Here is a 16056-nt window from a genome sequence, read left to right on the forward strand (position 1 = left end):
ATGTTGCGGCGCTTGGCGAAATAACTGCCTAAATCGCGAGGGCGCCTCAACGACAATGTTGTCGTAAAGTGTAACGGTCTTGGAAAACAGCGTTTTCCGCCATCGGGTTCAGAAGGTGAAGCATGAGGGCATTTCTATTTCCGGGTCAGGGGAGCCAGTCGGTTGGCATGGGCAAGGCGCTGGCCGATGCGAGCACGGCGGCGAGGGAATTGTTTCAGGAAGTCGATGACGCGCTGTCGCAAAATTTGTTCCGCATCATGGTGGAAGGACCGGAAAGCGACCTGACGCTTACCGAAAATGCCCAGCCCGCGATCATGGCCAATGCGCTGGCGACGCTGCGGGTGATGCAGAGGGAAGGAGGCTTTTCGCTGGCCGACAAGGGCGATTATGTCGCCGGGCACAGTCTGGGCGAATATAGCGCCCTTTGCGCGGCGGAGGCGTTCGATATCGCGACCGCGGCGAAGCTGCTCAAGCTGCGCGGCCGGGCGATGCAGGCTGCCGTGCCGGTGGGTGAGGGCGCCATGGCGGCTCTGCTGGGCGCGGACATTGAAAAAGCGCAGGCTCTGGCCGATGCCGCCGCGCAAGGCGAAGTCTGCACCGTCGCCAATGACAATGATCCCACGCAGGTCGTGATCTCCGGCCACAAGGGCGCGATCGAGCGGGCCGTGGCGCTGGTCAAGGATCATGGCATCAAGCGCGGTGTTCTCCTGCCTGTATCGGCTCCCTTCCACTGCCCGCTGATGCAGCCCGCCGCCGAAGTGATGGAAGAGGCGTTGTCGAAGGCGGTGATCCATGCGCCGCTATTGCCGGTTTACGCCAATGTCCTGGCGGCTCCCATTGCCGACCCTGCCGAAATCAGGGCGCGACTGGTGGAGCAGGTGACGGGCCGCGTGCGCTGGCGCGAATCCGTGGCGGCGATGTGGGACGCGGGCGTCTCCGAATTTGTCGAACTGGGCGGCAAGGTGCTTGGCCCGATGGTGAAGCGCATTGCGCCCGACGCCACCGTCCGCAGCATCGTGACGATGGACGATATCGAAGCGGCTCTGGCCGAATTCTGACGAGACGGGGATAAAAAATGATGTTCGATCTGACAGGCATGACCGCGCTGGTGACGGGCGCTTCGGGAGGCATCGGCTCCGCTATCGCAAAATCGTTGGCAGCGCAGGGGGCGACGCTCGCTCTTTCGGGCAGCAATGAGGAAAAGCTGAAAGCCTTCGCGGCGGAGCTGGGCGGCGATCATAAGGCGCTCGTCTGCAACCTGTCCGACGCGGCTTGCGTCGATGCGCTGGTGCCGCAGGCGGTGGAGGCGTTGGGCGGCAGGATCGACATCCTCGTCAACAATGCGGGCATCACCCGTGACAATCTGATCCTTCGCATGAAGGACGATGAGTGGTCAGATGTGATCGCGGTGAACCTCGAAGCCGTGTTCCGCCTTGCCCGCGCCGCCGCCAAGCCGATGATGAAGGCGCGCTTCGGCCGTATCATCTCCATCACCTCGGTCGTGGGCGTCACCGGCAATCCGGGACAGGCCAATTATGCGGCGTCCAAGGCGGGCATCATCGGCATGTCCAAGTCGCTGGGGCAGGAACTGGCGAGCCGCGGCATCACCGTGAACTGCGTCGCTCCGGGTTTTATCCGCTCCGCCATGACCGATGCGCTGAACGAAGCGCAGAAGGGCGCGATCCTCCAGAAAATCCCGGCGGGCGATCTGGGCGCTGGCGAGGATATCGGCGCTGCGGTCGTCTATCTGGCGAGCCGGGAAGCAGGCTATGTCACTGGCCAGACGCTGCATGTGAATGGCGGCATGGCGATGATCTGAGATTGGCGAGCGCGCCGTCGAACCGGACGGCGCGCCGTAATGCGATGAAGAGCACGGCGATGGCCGCGATCATATCCACTGGAATACCGGTCGTCGCATTCATCCAGCGGCCAAAAAGGGGCGCGACCCAGGCATAGGCCAGCGCCGTGCGTTCCCAAGGCAATTCGCCGCGTTTCAGCATGTCCGCCGACAGGAAGGCGATGGCGACGCCAAGCAGCACGAAATCATAGTCCAGCACATAAGGGGTGCACAGCAGCGCGGCGGACAGGGCTGCGCCTCCGCGTGCTTCCACGGACCCGCGCCGCGTAATGAGGGCAGCGGTTGCAATCGCGGCGAAGGTCACGACCCCCTGAACGGCATAAGCCGCTGGAACTGAGCCACCCCATTGCCGTATCGCGGAAAACGGGCTTGGAATCTTCTCCCAGCCCGTATTGCCGCTTTCGATGACGATGTGGCGCGTCAGGGGCAGGGAATCGAGGAAGGCTTGCCAAACCGGCCAGCCCCAAATGGCGAAAGTCAGCAGGCAAAGGCTTACGCTGGCCATCCCGGCGGCGGCGAACGCCCGCCAGTTTCCCCGTGCCGCGATCAGCACCGGGATTAACACGGCAAATTGCGGTTTGTAGACGAGCGTTCCCAGCAGGATGCCGGCAATCCACGGACGCCGGTCAAGCAGTAACATCCCGCCGCCCAGCAGGCTGGCCGTAAGAAAAGCATTCTGCCCATGGGCAAGGCAAATCAGGACGACAGGCGCTCCTATCGCCGCCAGCCACGCGTCGCGCTCTTTGGGAAGGATTTGGCGGATGAGAAGGAATGCGAACGCGAGCGTCGATCCCTGCCACAGGATCAGCGCAGCGATATAGGGAAGCTGCGCGAGCAGGACGGCCAACAGAAGGAAGGGCGGGGGATAATGCCAGCCATAGAAGGGGATGGCGGCGTCCTGGTGCAGCGCCTGCTGGACAGCATAGTGGGCGCGCCAGTCCCAGACATCGGCGGCGCGGCCATGATCGGCCAGCCATCCGGCAGTCCAGACGTTGGAAAAATCCGTTCCGATCGGTCGCCCCAGAAAATCCACGGTTCCTTGCGCTGTCAGGAAAAGAATCGCGATTGCCCCGATCGTCATGACGGCCATCAAGCTGGCCGTTATCCGGATACGTTCGCGCGAAATATGGCGGTCTGGGCAAAGCCGTTCGATCATGCGCGATATGTCGCAAATTCGATTGAACTTTTGGTAAATAGACGGTTATCGCCTTGATTTCGGGATTGGGTGTCGCCGGATTGCAGCCCGTAGTGCATGTAGGCACTTGGCTCTGTTGCCTCTTGCCTCTATCGGAGCTTGGCTTTAGGGCATCCCTTAACGGATATTCATACCAACCAACGATACCCAGTAAAAAGGACCACTCATGAGTGAGACCGCGGATCGCGTAAAGAAAATCGTCGTCGAGCATCTGGGCGTCGAAGCCGAAAAGGTGACTGAGGACGCAAGCTTCATCGACGATCTGGGCGCAGACAGCCTGGATATCGTCGAGCTGGTGATGGCGTTCGAGGAAGAGTTCGGCGTCGAGATCCCTGACGATGCGGCTGAAAAGATCGCTACCGTCAAGGACGCGATCGACTATATCGACAGCAAGCAGTAAGGGCGTTTTGCGGCTCGCCCCACCGGCAGGCCGCTGCGCTTGAAGGAAAACGGCTCCTCCTGTCCGGTCTTCCGGGTCTTGGGGAGCCTTTTCGTATCTGGCGCGCTGGTTCCCCGTGTCAGCTTTCGACAATCGGTTCGCAAGCGGCTAAAGGGACTGGCGGAAGCCAATAAGGAATTTCGGAGCAAGATATGCGTCGTGTCGTCGTAACCGGTCTCGGCATGGTGAGCCCGTTGGGAGCGGATGTCGAAACCACCTGGAAGAATATTCTCGCGTCGAAGTCCGGCGCGGCCACGATCGCGCGCTTCGATGCTACCGATTACAAATGCCGCATCGCCTGCGAAGTGAAGCCGGTTGGCCATGAATATGGCTTCGATGCGAATCTGGAGGTCGATCACAAGATTCAGCGTCAGGTCGATCCCTTCATCGTCTTCGGCATCGCTGCCGCGAGCGAGGCGCTCAAGGACGCGGGCCTGACCGACATGAGCGAGGAGGAACGCCTGCGCGCGGGCTGCTCCATCGGTTCGGGCATCGGCGGCCTGCCGGGTATTGAAAGCGAATCGCTGGTTTTGGCGAACAAGGGGCCGAGCCGCGTTTCGCCGCACTTCGTTCATGGTCGCCTTATCAACCTGATCTCCGGTCAGGTGTCCATCAAATATGGTCTGATGGGGCCGAACCATGCCGTCGTCACCGCCTGTTCGACTGGCGCGCATTCCATCGGCGACGCGGCGCGCATGATCGCGATGGACGACGCCGACGTCATGCTGGCGGGCGGCGCGGAAAGCGCGATCTGCCCCATCGGCATTGCCGGTTTCGCCCAGGCGCGGGCGCTCTCGACCGGCTTCAACGACACGCCGGAAAAGGCTTCGCGGCCCTATGACGTCAACCGCGACGGCTTCGTCATGGGTGAAGGCGCGGGCGTGGTAGTGCTGGAAGAATATGAGCATGCCAAGAAGCGCGGCGCCAAAATCTATGCGGAAGTCGTGGGCTATGGCCTTTCGGGCGACGCCTATCACGTCACCGCGCCGCATCCCGAAGGTTCGGGCGGCTATCGTTCGATGGAAATGGCGCTCAAGAAATCTGGACTGTCGCTGGCCGACATCGATTATGTGAACGCGCATGGCACATCGACCCCGCTGGGCGACGAACTGGAACTGGGGGCGGTCAAGCGGCTGTTCGGCGACAATATCGCCACCATGTCGATGAGCTCGACCAAATCCGCCATCGGACATTTGCTGGGCGGCGCGGGCGCGGTGGAGAGCATCTTCTGCATCCTCGCGATGCGCGACCAGATCGTGCCGCCGACGCTCAACCTTGACGAACCGAGCGAAAGCTGCGCGGGCGTGGATTTGGTCCCGCACGTCGCGAAGGAACGCAAGGTGCGCGCGGTGCTGAACAACAGCTTCGGCTTTGGCGGCACTAATGCATCGCTCATCATGAAGGCGGTCTAAGGACATAATCATGCGGCGGCTGGGCTGTGGCATATTGCTGATCGGCCTTGCCATCGCGGCTTTCGTCGCGTTCCGCTTCGTCCATGGATGGTCGGAAGCGGGACCGGCGACGCAGAATATCACGATTGCCGTGCCGGAAGGGGCAACCCTTTCCGATGCGGCGGTGCTGTTGAAGCAGGCAGGAGCGGTGCGTTCCGCCGATGCGTTCCTGACCCGCGCCAAGGTTTTCGGGCGGGGGACGCCGATCAAGGCCGGTGAGTTCGTAATTCCCAAGGGCGCGAGCAATTCGGAAATCCTGACGCTCCTTCAGGGCGGCAAGACGCTTACCCGTCTCGTCACCATTCCCGAGGGGATGCCCTCGATCCTCGTCTATGAGCGGTTGATGGCGAATGACGAACTGACTGGCGAGATCCAACCCCCGGCGGAAGGCAGCGTCCTTCCCGACAGCTATGCCTATGACAGGGGCGAAAGCCGCGCCGCCGTGCTGAAACGCATGCAGGCCGCGATGGATCGCACGCTCGCAAAGCTATGGGCGGAACGCGCGCCGAACACGATGGCGAAGTCGCCGCAAGAGGCCGTCACCTTGGCCAGCATCGTGGAAAAGGAAACCGCTCTTGCCAAGGAAAGGCCCATGGTCGCGGGCGTTTACGGCAACCGCCTCAAAGCCGGAATGATGTTGCAGGCCGATCCGACCATCATCTATCCCATCACCAAGGGAAAGCCGCTGGGACGCCGCATCAAGAAATCGGAAATCGCCGCCGTCAACGATTACAACACCTATGCGATGGTCGGACTGCCAAAGGGGCCGATCGCCAATCCGGGGCGATTGTCCATATTGGCCGTGCTGCACCCCGCTGAAACCAAGGCGCTCTACTTTGTGGCGGACGGCAAAGGAGGGCATATCTTTGCCGACACCTATCAGGAACATAATGAGAATGTGCGTAAATGGTTCGAAATCCGCCGTGCGCGCGGCGAGCTTTGACCTTTAGCGCGCGGCCTTGCCGGTGCCGCTGATCTCATGATCGGCCCCCCGTCCGTGCCGATCATCGTTACCGCGTTGATGGGAAGCGGAGACTTTGCCTGGCTGGATCGTCAACGCCGGGCTTACTATCCCCCGGATCGTAACATCCTGCCCGCTCATCTGACGTTATTTCGCCATTTGCCGCCGTCGGCGCTTGAAGAGGTGATAACGCTTATCAGGCGCCTGTGCGCGATGCCTCCGCCTGAAGCATCGCTGGCCGCGATCCTGCTGCTGGAGCGGGGCGTGGCCTATCGGGTCGAAAGCCCGGCTCTCATGGAAATATGGTCGGAACTGGCGGAGGCTCTTTCCGGCCTTCTGATGCCCCAGGATCGCGCGTGTCCTCGTCTGCACGTCACGGTGCAGAACAAGGTCACGCCGATGGAGGCAAAGGCTCTTGCCGGGCGGCTGCGGGCCGGATTCCGCCTGCGTCCGCTTGCAATCACGGGACTGGCGGCCTGGCGCTATTGCAATGGCCCGTGGGAACTGGCCGCCCAGGCGTCCTTTCGCGGCTAGGCCAGCCCGACTTCCTTGAGCGGCACGGATGAGTCAGCCAACTGCGCCTGATCGAGCAGGGCGCCGGACAGGACATGGGCGCGTCCCTGGACGTAATCCTTGACTGCGTTGACGCAATCCAGCGCGATGAGTTTCCCGCCCTTGAGGTAAAGCACGGAAAAGCTGCGCGTCGCCGGGTTGCCGCGCAATATCGTCTGGTCGTAGCCGATCGAAAGTCCGACCGTTTGCAGCTTCAGATCATATTGATTGGACCAGAACCAGGGCACCGCATCATAGGCATCTTCCTTGCCCAGTATGTGCGTGACGGCCGTTTTTGCCTGATCATTGGCGTTCTGAACGGATTCGAGGCGAAGCTGCGCGCCCCGCGCAAAGCGGTTGGCGTGCGCGGCGCAATCGCCCACGGCATAGATGTCGGGCAGGCTGGTGCGGCAATATTCATCCACGTCGACGCCATTGCCGCCGACGGCTCCCGCCGCGATCAGAGGTCCGGTTTCCGGTACGATGCCGATCCCGACGATGACCATGTCCGTTTCGATGCGCTCCCCGTCCGCCATCAGCACGGCGGTCGCCTTGCCGTCCTTGACCTCGATGCAGTCCATTTTGGCACCGGTCCGCAGATCCACGCCATGAGCGCGATGTTCGGCTTCGTAAAAGCGCGAGAGTTCCTCTCCCGCCACGCGGGCGAGTACGCGATCGAGCGCTTCCAGAAGGACGACCTTCTTGCCGAACTTGCTCAGGACGGCAGCGGCTTCCAGGCCGATATAGCCGCCGCCAATGATGGTCACATGGCTGATCTGATCCAGCTTCGCCATCATGGCATCCACATCGTCGCGACGGCGCACGGCATGGACATTGGATGCGTCGGCGCCATTGCAGGTCAGCATGCGCGGACTGCCGCCGGTTGCCCAGATCAGCTTGCCATAGCCGATTTCCTCATCCCCGGCCGTCACGAATTTGCCGGATGGATCGACATGCTTCACGCGCTTGCCCAGCAGCATGTCGATCTTGCGTTCCGCCCAAAAGGTCGCGGGCCTGATGAGAATGCGATCGAAGCTCTTGTCGCCCGCGAAATATTCCTTGGACAGCGGCGGACGTTCATAGGGCGGATCCTTTTCGTCGCCGATCATGCCGACCGACCCTTCGAATCCAAGCTGCCGCAGGGCAATGCCTGCCTGCGCCCCGGCATGGCCGGCTCCTACGATCAGAACGTCATAATAGCTCATCCGCGCTCATCCTCTGCACTGTCGAGCGCGTGATTGAACGGCTTTGGCTCTGCTTTCAAGAGTGCAAACGTAGATTTTCGTCCGGTCCTGTTCGCGAAAGGGAACGCATCGGTTGTCCTAGGCTGCACGGCTTGCGGCGCCCGATCATGAATCATCCATTAGTTTGACTCGAACTTCTTCACATGCCAAGGCATGAAGCCATGCACATGTGGGCTGATTATATACGCTTCCGCCACCAAGGGGGGCAGCTTCTAGCGGGCACCTAGCCCCGGGTTCTGTGCGCTATGCTCCGAACTCGGGGCACATCGAAAGAGTGACTTGTGCCCTCATGTAGGCGCGCGATTGTTCCTTCTCGAAAGCCAGCAGCACCATGACAAAAAGCACCAGAACGGGGCGCCCCCCCGTCCATCTCATCAGCACCGAAGCCGACAATCTGACCAATCTTGCATTGGGCGTGGCCGAAACCATGCCGCAGGTCAGCGAACTGCTGTTGCGTGAAATTGCCCGCGCCACAATCCATGGCCCAGCGCATATACCCTCCGACATCGTCACGATGCATTCGACCGTCCAGTTCAGGGATGAGGCGAGCGGTGCCGAACGCACGGTCCGGCTCGTCTACCCTGCGGAAGCGGACATATCGGCCGGACGAATCTCGATTCTCACGCCGGTCGGCGCGGGCTTGCTTGGATTGCGCGAAGGCCATTCGATCAAATGGCCCGATCGCGAAGGTCGCGAGCGGCGGTTGACCATTCTAAAAGTCATACAGCCAGACCGGGGCCTATAGGGCTTTATTGAAAGTCCGTTTGCGGCGCCGTCCGATCAGCGGGCGGGCCACGAGCCTGCCCTTTTTTCATGACAGCATAGGAGCCGAAATTTGTCCCGAATCGACGAGAAACTTGTTCCCATTTTCGAAGATGTCCTGAGAAGAAATGCAGGCGAGACGGAATTTCATCAGGCCGTCGAGGAGGTGCTGGAAAGTCTTGGCGCGGTCGTCGCCAAGCATCCGGAATATATCGACAATGCGTTGATCGAGCGGATTTGCGAACCGGAAAGGCAGATCATCTTTCGGGTGCCCTGGGTCGACGACAAGGGGCAGATTCAGATCAATCGCGGCTTTCGCGTTCAGTTCAATTCGGCGCTCGGCCCCTATAAAGGCGGCCTGCGTTTCCATCCGTCGGTCAATGTCGGGATCATCAAGTTTCTCGGCTTCGAACAGACTTTCAAAAACGCCCTGACCGGCCTTCCCATCGGCGGTGGCAAGGGCGGGTCCGATTTCAATCCGCGCGGCCGTTCCGATGGCGAGATCATGCGTTTCTGCCAGTCGCTCATGACCGAACTTTACCGTCATTTGGGCGAATATACTGACGTCCCCGCTGGCGATATCGGGGTAGGCGCGCGGGAGATTGGCTATCTGTTCGGCCAGTATAAGCGTCTGACCAACCGCTATGAAGCCGGTGTTCTGACGGGCAAGGGGTTGATCTACGGCGGCTCGCGCGCGCGCACCGAGGCTACTGGCTATGGCACGGTTTATTTCATCGACCAGATGATGAAGACCAGGGGCGAAAGCCTGGAGGGTAAGCGCGTCGTCGTTTCGGGATCGGGCAATGTCGCGATCTACGCGATTGAGAAGGTCAATGCATTTGGCGGCAAGGTGGTCGCATGTTCGGATTCCTCCGGTTTCATCGTCGATGATGCGGGGATCGACCTCGAACTGCTCAAGGAGATCAAGCTCAGCCGTCGCGAGCGGATTTCAGACTATCCGCGTCTCAGAGGCGGCGGCGCCTGCTTCTCTGAGCAAGGCTCGATGTGGGAAGTGCCATGCGACGTGGCCGTCCCCTCGGCGACGCAGAACGAACTCAACGGCAATGACGCGGCGGCGTTGATCCGCAATGGAGTGATGGCGGTGGGCGAGGGGGCGAACATGCCATGCACGCCTGAGGCCGTCCGCCTTTTCCAGGCGGCGGGCATCCTTTTCGGCCCGGCAAAGGCGGCCAATGCCGGGGGCGTCGCGACATCGGCTCTGGAAATGCAGCAAAACGCGTCCCGCGACAGCTGGACTTTCGAGGAAACCGAAGCGCGTCTGGAACTGATCATGCGCCGTATCCACGATAGCTGCGCGGAAACCGCCGAATCCTATGGTGCGCCGGGCAATTATGTTCTGGGCGCCAACATCACCGGCTTTGTGCGCGTTGCGGAAGCCATGCAGGCAATGGGGGTCATTTAGGGCCGTCGGCCATTATGTTCGCACCGCGCGGAAAATCGCATTCCGCTTTTCCGCGCGGTGGTATGAAGATGTTGAGGCTGGTCACGCCGGAATCGCCCACCGACGAACTGGCCGAACAGCGGCTTTCAGGATGCCAGCATCGCCTCAAGGCCTAGCATCACGCATTGTTCCGGCCGGTCGGGAATATGGACGCGAAGACCGGTTTCCTGCGTGATGGCTTGACCGATGCAGGGAATTGTGGCGCTCCCTCCGGTAAGGGTCAGCCCCTTTTCGTAAATATCGTGGCTGAGTTCGGGCGGGGTCTGGTTGAGAATGTCGCGCACGACTTCCACGATTTGCATCACATGCTTGGTCACAACCGGCCGCAATTCGTTGACCGGCACCTGTTGAACGCCGGGGATGCCCGACGTCAGGCTGCGACCCTTGGCTTCGATCATCTGGTCATCGCCGTCGGGAGTGCCCAGCAATCGCACCAGATCGCATTTCAGGCGTTCCGTCGTGATCTCGCCGATCAGGAACTTTCTTCGGAAGTGGAAGTGATCCGCGAGCGCGGCGTCCAACGCAGCGCCGCCGACGCGGACTGATCGGGTGAGGCAGATTCCGCCGAGGGAAATGACGGCGACCTCGGTGGTGCCCGCGCCACATTCGACGATCATCGAGCCTTCTGGATGATGCACGGGAAGGCCTGCGCCGAGTGCAGCTGCAAAAGGTTCGTTTATCAGGTTGACAGGGCCCAGCCCTGCGTCCCCTGCCGCCGTGAGCAGCGCGCTCCGTTCCGCCTGCGTCGCATCGGCCGGAATTCCGATCGCCACGGCTGGTGATCTGAGGCGACGGCGACTGAGAGATGACGAGGTGGCATAGGCAAGAAGTTCGCGGGTGGCGTCGATGTCCTGGAGAACGCCTCGACGAAGCGGGCGCGTAACTTTGAGGGAATCCGGAGTCCGGTCGACCATGGGGCGAACGGCTTCGCCCGCCGCCACAAGCCGGGGCCGGGTGCCGCCGCTTGAAAAGCAGCACAGCGACGGTTCGTCGAACACCATGCCCGATCCTCGGGCGACGACGCGCGTATTCGCGGTTCCCAGGTCGATAGCTATATCTGCGCGCCGACCATTCCATGAAATCATATGAGCCATGGATGTGCCTTAGCGGCGAATATCGCAATTGTCTCGCAGACCTGTACCGATAGACGCGCGCAGCAAAGCCCGTTCTACGCGCTCGATGATCCGGCCCTGACGAAACCCAAGGCCAGTCTTTGTCATGACTCCAAAGGGAAGCTCAGCTCCACCATCACATCGTTAGGATCGCGCACAAAGATCAGATGCATGGCGATGGCGGGCACGTCCTGCCGCGTGAAGTCGCAACCATGCGCTGTCAGCCGCTCAACATACGCCTCCGGATCGACGCCGCGCAGGGCAAAATGGTCGATCATGCCGCGCTGGGCAGCGCCCCGCACCGGCTCCGAACCCTCGATAACCTTATCGGTCCCTATCAGGTGGACGATGGCAGCGCCGCGTTCGTCCAGAACATAGGCGCCCCGCGTCAGGTCACTGGCCATTGGCGGAGGCGCGATCGTCAGGCCCAGAACATTGCCGTAGAATTCCACGCATTCCGCAAGGCGCGCCGTGCGGATGTTGACATGATCCAGCTGAACTGCGGCCATGATGATCTTCTCCTGTGATTGCCGCTCACGCTTCGGCGGCGGCTACAACCTTGCGCGCTCCTTCAACGGCAAGGCGCACGCGTTCCGTTTCGGACATGCCCGCCTCTTTCAGCGATCGCATCGGCACTTCTATGCTGACGATGATATCCCGCCGCATGGCCCGGATCATTTCGACCAAAGGCATCTCTCCGGTGCCCGGCACCATGCGTTCGTTCATCGCTTCGTTCATGTAGTTTAGCGGATCGGGAACGGACAGGGGGCCATCGCTGATCTGCACATAATCAATCAGCATCGGATCAAGGCGGGCGATATCCCCGCTCTCCCCTGAACGAGTGATATGCATGGTGTCGATCAGTAACTTGAAGTTCGGCAGGTTCACGGCGGAGATGACCTCCAGCGCCTGAGCCAGCGTTTTGACGGTCAGCATGGGACAGGATTCGATCGTCACCGTGACATCATATTCCCGCGCCATGGCGACGATCTCCGCCGTTTTATCGATCATGCGCGACCAGTCTTCATCGAAGGAAACCGTGTTCACTCTTCGGACGCCCAGCTCAGCGAGTATTTCGAAAGCCTGACGGTGATTTTCCGTGGGTTGGCCGGGATAGACCGCAAAACCGTCCACAAGCGCAATGGACACGTCCCGATCGCGGAGGCATGTCACCGTTTCCCGCCGCAGCGCCGCATCATCGATCAGCGAGAACCAGGGGTATCCGTCCGGATTATAATCCGGCCGCGTGAGGATGAGGCTGATGTTGTGGCATCCCGCATCCGCCGCTGCTGCGATCATCCCCAGCGGCGATATGCCGATCAGGCTGATATAGTCTACGCCGATCCTGTTCATCTCAATCATCCTGTCCGGCCATAACCCCTCCGAACAATCAGACGGGACGGCATCTTATGCAATCGTCCATCAATAGGGATGGAGCGCCATATTAGCGTGAATCCGCCAAATGCAGCCGGTCTGGATTGACGGACGCGCTACCGTCTTGTCTGATACTCATAATCAGGTCTGGAGGGGATCGGGATCATGCGATCTGGGCGATATGTGTCAGCGGCGATCATTTTCGCAGCGGCTTGCGGTGCTTATCCCACCCATGCCGCGGATAGAGCGATAGGGGGGCTTCCAAATATCGAGGACATGGTTGTCGCCCCCGATCACTCCTGGGTCATCGCCAGCTCGATGGTCGGCGGCACGCAGTCGCAGGGCGCGCTCTATCTCGTTGATGTCGAAACCAGCAAGCCCACCAGGATAGCATTGACCGCCGCCGAAGGGACGCCGCTTTGCCCCGGCGGCTTTCAGCCCGAGTCGCTCGCGCCGCACGGTCTGGCGCTTCGGGCTGAAGGGAAGGAGTGGGCGCTCTATGTCGTCAATCATGGTGGGCGGGAATCCATCGAGCGTTTCAGAGTGAAGGCGCAAGGTTCCACGCTCTCCGTCCGATGGAAGGACTGCATTCCCCTTCCAAAGGGTGGCTTTGCCAACAGTGTGGCGGCCGCTGGCGATGGCACGATTTTCGTCACCAATATGGGCCAGGCGTTCAAGGCGCAGGAGGGCGAAACGGGAGATCTGCTGAAATGGTCGGCCGAAACAGGCTGGCAGGCTCTGCCCGGCAGTCAGCAGCCCGGTTGGAACGGCATTATAGTCTCGAAGGATGGGAACCGCATTTACGCCGCCGCATGGCCGGACAAGCAAGTGGTGGAATTCATGCGCGGTCGCTCAGGGCCGGTGCGATCGGTTGCGGTCGATTTCCTCCCGGACAATCTCCATTGGGCCGATAACGGAACGATCATTGTCGCGGGACAGGATTCCGCAGCCAAAGCCGCCACAGACTGTTACTTTTCAGCGGCGACAACATGCGGTCTCAATTCCGGTATCGCGCGTCTTGACCCCGGCAGGATGCGACTGACGTGCGCGCACAAGCTCAAGGCCGCTGACGGCTTTAACACAGCCACCACCGGCATTGCAGTCAAGGGTGCGCTTTGGTTGGGTACGATGCGCGGCCAGTCGATCCTTGTGACGGATGCGTGCGCTGCGGATGTGCCGCCAAGGCCCGAAGAATGAAAGTGGAGATCGGCGCTGGTGCCGGAAGGGAGGGATGCCAAAAGCGCGGTGGGTTCTGTGGCGCTTTTTCATCGACGTGTCTCTCTGCCTGTCGATCACAGCGGGCTTTGCTGCCCTGACTGAAGAGCGCCAGCCATGAACGTGAGCAATGAAGCGCGACAGGCCGCTGCACGTTGGGCAAAGATCAATGGTCGTCACCATCAGGCCGCTAATATCCCGCGCGGCAGTTGCGATGGTGCGCCTATCGTCCAAGACTTCGCCAAGTTCGAAGCCGAGATAGCGCAGCGCGACCGTGACGAGGCGCTGGAGGCGGCGGCGAAGGTGGCCGATAGCTGGTGTGCGTCCGATTACAGCGAAGAATGCCATATCCTGGCCGATAGCATCTCAGGAAATCCGCCAGATGATCGGAAGCAGGGCACTATGGGGGCCCGAACGAGATTTGGGACGTGGTGCGTGAAATAGCTAACCGCCTCAAGTTGGCCGAGGCGTTCGCCAAATACTCCATCGTAGAATCCTGATAATCACCATGAGGCGCACAACGCATCCCCTTTCGCGTTGTGCGCCTCGATCTCCTTCTTCACCGTCGCATCCGATCCGCCTTGTTCCCCGGATCGTCTAGGACGCCAGCAGGAAGCTGAGCATATGCCCGGCTGCTGCTCAGCGAGGTGCGCGTGAACGACCGGAAAATCCGCACAGCGGCTCGAAAGCCGTGCTGGCCCGGACTGCTGCAGGGGGCGTGGCCAACACCACGCCCGCAGTTCTCTCTTTTGTTCGAGATTGGCGCACCCAAGAGGATTCGAACCTCTGGCCTCTGCCTTCGGAGAATTAGAACATGGGCCACGCCACGGTTTGATGTTCTATGCCAAACTACGAAAATCTACGCTAATACGCTATATTAATTAGGTTTTTTATCAAATAGAATGCGCCGCTGGTACGCTGTTCTAACCGGGACTTTGCTCCCACCTGCTTCCGTGGTGCTTCCGCGGAAGCAGGCCAGATGCCGGAGGTATTTCGCAATGGCCAAGATCAACAAGCGCAATGTGGATGCTGCTGAGGTCCGTGAAAGGGACTATTTCGTATGGGACGACGATCTTCCCGGCTTCGGGTTGAGGGTCTTCGCGTCCGGCAAACGCAGCTATCTCGTTCAATATCGTGCGCTTGGTCGAACGCGACGGTTCACGATCGGATTGCACGGCGTCTGGACGCCCGAAATGGCGAGAAAGGAAGCCAAGGTTCTTCTTGGTCGGATCGCGCAGGGCGAGAACCCGGCTGAGGCGCGGCAGCTCGACCACAAGTCGATCACGGTCAAGGAACTGTGCGATCTCTACCTCAAGGATCTGGAGGAAGGGTTGATCCTGGGCAAAGGCGGTCGGCCCAAGCGGCCCGGAACAATCGTGTCCGATAAGGGACGCATTCTTCGGCATATCGTGCCACTGATCGGCACGCGCCGGGTGAAGGATTTGACAAAGGCCGACGTCACCAAGGTTCTGAAAGACGTGATGGCGGGCAAAACCCGCCGCAACATCAAGACCAAGAACTTAAGAGGTCGTTCCATCGTCAAGGGCGGTGCCGGAACAGCGAACCGCACGGTCGGCCTGCTCGGCGGCATCCTGACCTATGCCAAGGACGCGGGCATTATCGATGTCAATCCGGCAGCGGGCGTGAAGAAGCCGAAGGACCAGGTCCGCACTCGGCGCCTGACCGAAGCCGAGTATCGCCTTTTCGGCGAGATACTGAACGAAGCGGGCCGAAACCCCAACTATGCGATGACGGTAGAGATCGCTCACAACATCGCACTGACGGGCGCGCGTCGCAGCGAGATTATTGGGCTGGAATGGAGCGAGTTCGACGGAGATGAAAGCTGCCTGCGATTGATCGATAGTAAGGAAGGCGCATCGGTGCGGCCAATTGGATTGCGCGTGATCGAACGGCTTGAAAATCTACATTACGCTGAGGGGCAGACATTTGTCTTCCCCGGAATCAGAAGGCGCGATCAGGCATTTGGCGGATTCCCGCGGCAATGGCGGGCCATTTTCAAGGGAACCGACCTGGAATGGATGACTCCTCACGTCCTGCGTCACAGCTTTGCCAGCATCGGCAATGACCTCGGTTTCACCGAAGCGACTATTTCCGCGATCGTAGGCCACTCGCGCAACAGCGTGACGAGCAAATATATCCATACGCTGGACACGGCGCTCATCATGGCCGCAGATACCATCTCCGGCTACATTCATGGCCTGATGGACGGCATGGCGCTGAAGCACACGTCGTACGCATTGGATCGCTTTTCACGCCAAGCCGCCCTGTCGCGATTCCTCGGGCTGGGCGAGGTTGACATCGAGCGTGGCGCTAATGATGCAACAGGGCTGCCGAAGGCAGCCTAGCTGAGCCAACTGGAACTGAGGTATGACCGAAGTTCAGGGCTGATTTTCAATTCAGACTGGCGGAA

At 60.5% G+C, this 16056-nt stretch carries 16 protein-coding genes; 11 read left to right on the forward strand and 5 right to left on the reverse strand.

The features are described 5' to 3' along the window. The first annotated feature begins 122 nt into the window (after positions 1-122). A complete protein-coding gene (gene fabD, locus ATN00_RS11845; protein ID WP_062064825.1) occupies positions 123-1058 on the forward strand; it encodes an ACP S-malonyltransferase in 936 nt (311 codons plus the stop codon). A 20-nt stretch (positions 1059-1078) separates the two neighbouring features. Continuing rightward, complete coding sequence (fabG, locus tag ATN00_RS11850) at positions 1079-1819, forward strand: 3-oxoacyl-[acyl-carrier-protein] reductase (RefSeq protein WP_062068719.1); 741 nt, start codon at positions 1079-1081, stop codon at positions 1817-1819. Here fabG and ATN00_RS11855 read toward each other — a convergent pair. Next, positions 1773-2939: a glycosyltransferase family 87 protein gene (locus ATN00_RS11855; protein WP_420496683.1), complete on the reverse strand. Its 1167-nt coding sequence runs from the start codon at positions 2937-2939 to the stop codon at positions 1773-1775. The two genes, fabG and ATN00_RS11855, sit on opposite strands and share 47 nt — an antisense overlap. A gap of 280 nt (positions 2940-3219) precedes the next feature. Here ATN00_RS11855 and ATN00_RS11860 point away from each other — a divergent pair, with 280 nt between their 5' ends. The 4 genes from ATN00_RS11860 to ATN00_RS11875 all read left to right on the forward strand — a co-directional run bounded on the left by ATN00_RS11860 (position 3220) and on the right by ATN00_RS11875 (position 6438). Next, positions 3220-3453, forward strand: coding sequence for an acyl carrier protein (locus ATN00_RS11860; RefSeq protein ID WP_007689016.1), 234 nt, complete (start codon positions 3220-3222; stop codon positions 3451-3453). 191 nt (positions 3454-3644) lie between these two features. After that, a complete protein-coding gene (gene fabF, locus ATN00_RS11865; protein WP_062064829.1) occupies positions 3645-4904 on the forward strand; it encodes a beta-ketoacyl-ACP synthase II in 1260 nt (419 codons plus the stop codon). A 10-nt stretch (positions 4905-4914) separates the two neighbouring features. Further along, positions 4915-5886 (forward strand): endolytic transglycosylase MltG, encoded by a 972-nt coding sequence (gene mltG / locus ATN00_RS11870; RefSeq protein ID WP_062064831.1) that lies wholly within the window; start codon positions 4915-4917, stop codon positions 5884-5886. A gap of 36 nt (positions 5887-5922) precedes the next feature. After that, positions 5923-6438, forward strand: a complete 516-nt coding sequence (locus ATN00_RS11875) for a 2'-5' RNA ligase family protein (RefSeq protein ID WP_082635189.1) — start codon at positions 5923-5925, stop codon at positions 6436-6438. On the opposite strand, the gene ATN00_RS11880 is transcribed toward ATN00_RS11875, so the two are convergent. Next, positions 6435-7661 (reverse strand): NAD(P)/FAD-dependent oxidoreductase, encoded by a 1227-nt coding sequence (locus ATN00_RS11880; RefSeq protein ID WP_062064834.1) that lies wholly within the window; start codon positions 7659-7661, stop codon positions 6435-6437. The two genes, ATN00_RS11875 and ATN00_RS11880, sit on opposite strands and share 4 nt — an antisense overlap. 370 nt (positions 7662-8031) lie before the next feature. Here ATN00_RS11880 and rnk point away from each other — a divergent pair, with 370 nt between their 5' ends. Together rnk and gdhA are read left to right on the forward strand one after the other, a co-directional pair. Next, on the forward strand, positions 8032-8445 hold the full coding sequence (gene rnk / locus ATN00_RS11885; RefSeq protein ID WP_062064836.1) for a nucleoside diphosphate kinase regulator: 414 nt from the start codon (positions 8032-8034) through the stop codon (positions 8443-8445). Between the two features lie 90 nt (positions 8446-8535). Beyond that, a complete protein-coding gene (gdhA, locus tag ATN00_RS11890) occupies positions 8536-9885 on the forward strand; it encodes an NADP-specific glutamate dehydrogenase (RefSeq protein WP_062064839.1) in 1350 nt (449 codons plus the stop codon). Between the two features lie 125 nt (positions 9886-10010). Here the strand turns inward: gdhA and ATN00_RS11895 are convergent, their stop codons facing one another. The 3 genes from ATN00_RS11895 to ATN00_RS11905 form a co-directional block, all read right to left on the reverse strand. Then, positions 10011-11018, reverse strand: a complete 1008-nt coding sequence (locus ATN00_RS11895; RefSeq protein ID WP_335338072.1) for a rod shape-determining protein — start codon at positions 11016-11018, stop codon at positions 10011-10013. 122 nt (positions 11019-11140) lie between these two features. Further along, complete coding sequence (locus ATN00_RS11900; RefSeq protein ID WP_062064841.1) at positions 11141-11545, reverse strand: VOC family protein; 405 nt, start codon at positions 11543-11545, stop codon at positions 11141-11143. 25 nt (positions 11546-11570) lie between these two features. Continuing rightward, positions 11571-12389, reverse strand: coding sequence for a sugar phosphate isomerase/epimerase family protein (locus ATN00_RS11905; protein WP_062064843.1), 819 nt, complete (start codon positions 12387-12389; stop codon positions 11571-11573). A 297-nt stretch (positions 12390-12686) separates the two neighbouring features. Here ATN00_RS11905 and ATN00_RS11910 point away from each other — a divergent pair, with 297 nt between their 5' ends. The 3 genes from ATN00_RS11910 to ATN00_RS11920 all read left to right on the forward strand — a co-directional run bounded on the left by ATN00_RS11910 (position 12687) and on the right by ATN00_RS11920 (position 15991). Next, complete coding sequence (locus ATN00_RS11910) at positions 12687-13607, forward strand: SMP-30/gluconolactonase/LRE family protein (protein ID WP_197413588.1); 921 nt, start codon at positions 12687-12689, stop codon at positions 13605-13607. Positions 13608-13742: 135 nt separating this feature from the next. Beyond that, on the forward strand, positions 13743-14069 hold the full coding sequence (locus ATN00_RS11915) for a hypothetical protein (protein ID WP_062064847.1): 327 nt from the start codon (positions 13743-13745) through the stop codon (positions 14067-14069). A gap of 554 nt (positions 14070-14623) precedes the next feature. Continuing rightward, positions 14624-15991, forward strand: a complete 1368-nt coding sequence (locus ATN00_RS11920; protein ID WP_062064849.1) for a tyrosine-type recombinase/integrase — start codon at positions 14624-14626, stop codon at positions 15989-15991. Positions 15992-16056: the final 65 nt, after the last annotated feature.

This window comes from Sphingobium baderi (assembly GCF_001456115.1).
Lineage (GTDB): Bacteria > Pseudomonadota > Alphaproteobacteria > Sphingomonadales > Sphingomonadaceae > Sphingobium > Sphingobium baderi_A.

What these genes read in the sequence shown, in the direction of transcription:
- fabD (WP_062064825.1), top strand. Translation starts at nt 123, where the DNA reads ATGAGGGCATTTCTATTTCCGGGTCAGGGGAGCCAGTCGGTTGGCATG.
- fabG (WP_062068719.1), top strand. Translation starts at nt 1,079, where the DNA reads ATGTTCGATCTGACAGGCATGACCGCGCTGGTGACGGGCGCTTCGGGA.
- ATN00_RS11855 (WP_420496683.1), bottom strand. Translation starts at nt 2,939, where the DNA reads ATGACGATCGGGGCAATCGCGATTCTTTTCCTGACAGCGCAAGGAACC.
- ATN00_RS11860 (WP_007689016.1), top strand. Translation starts at nt 3,220, where the DNA reads ATGAGTGAGACCGCGGATCGCGTAAAGAAAATCGTCGTCGAGCATCTG.
- fabF (WP_062064829.1), top strand. Translation starts at nt 3,645, where the DNA reads ATGCGTCGTGTCGTCGTAACCGGTCTCGGCATGGTGAGCCCGTTGGGA.
- mltG (WP_062064831.1), top strand. Translation starts at nt 4,915, where the DNA reads ATGCGGCGGCTGGGCTGTGGCATATTGCTGATCGGCCTTGCCATCGCG.
- ATN00_RS11875 (WP_082635189.1), top strand. Translation starts at nt 5,923, where the DNA reads ATGATCGGCCCCCCGTCCGTGCCGATCATCGTTACCGCGTTGATGGGA.
- ATN00_RS11880 (WP_062064834.1), bottom strand. Translation starts at nt 7,661, where the DNA reads ATGAGCTATTATGACGTTCTGATCGTAGGAGCCGGCCATGCCGGGGCG.
- rnk (WP_062064836.1), top strand. Translation starts at nt 8,032, where the DNA reads ATGACAAAAAGCACCAGAACGGGGCGCCCCCCCGTCCATCTCATCAGC.
- ATN00_RS11895 (WP_335338072.1), bottom strand. Translation starts at nt 11,018, where the DNA reads ATGGCTCATATGATTTCATGGAATGGTCGGCGCGCAGATATAGCTATC.
- ATN00_RS11900 (WP_062064841.1), bottom strand. Translation starts at nt 11,545, where the DNA reads ATGGCCGCAGTTCAGCTGGATCATGTCAACATCCGCACGGCGCGCCTT.
- ATN00_RS11905 (WP_062064843.1), bottom strand. Translation starts at nt 12,389, where the DNA reads ATGAACAGGATCGGCGTAGACTATATCAGCCTGATCGGCATATCGCCG.
- ATN00_RS11910 (WP_197413588.1), top strand. Translation starts at nt 12,687, where the DNA reads ATGGTTGTCGCCCCCGATCACTCCTGGGTCATCGCCAGCTCGATGGTC.
- ATN00_RS11915 (WP_062064847.1), top strand. Translation starts at nt 13,743, where the DNA reads ATGAACGTGAGCAATGAAGCGCGACAGGCCGCTGCACGTTGGGCAAAG.
- ATN00_RS11920 (WP_062064849.1), top strand. Translation starts at nt 14,624, where the DNA reads ATGGCCAAGATCAACAAGCGCAATGTGGATGCTGCTGAGGTCCGTGAA.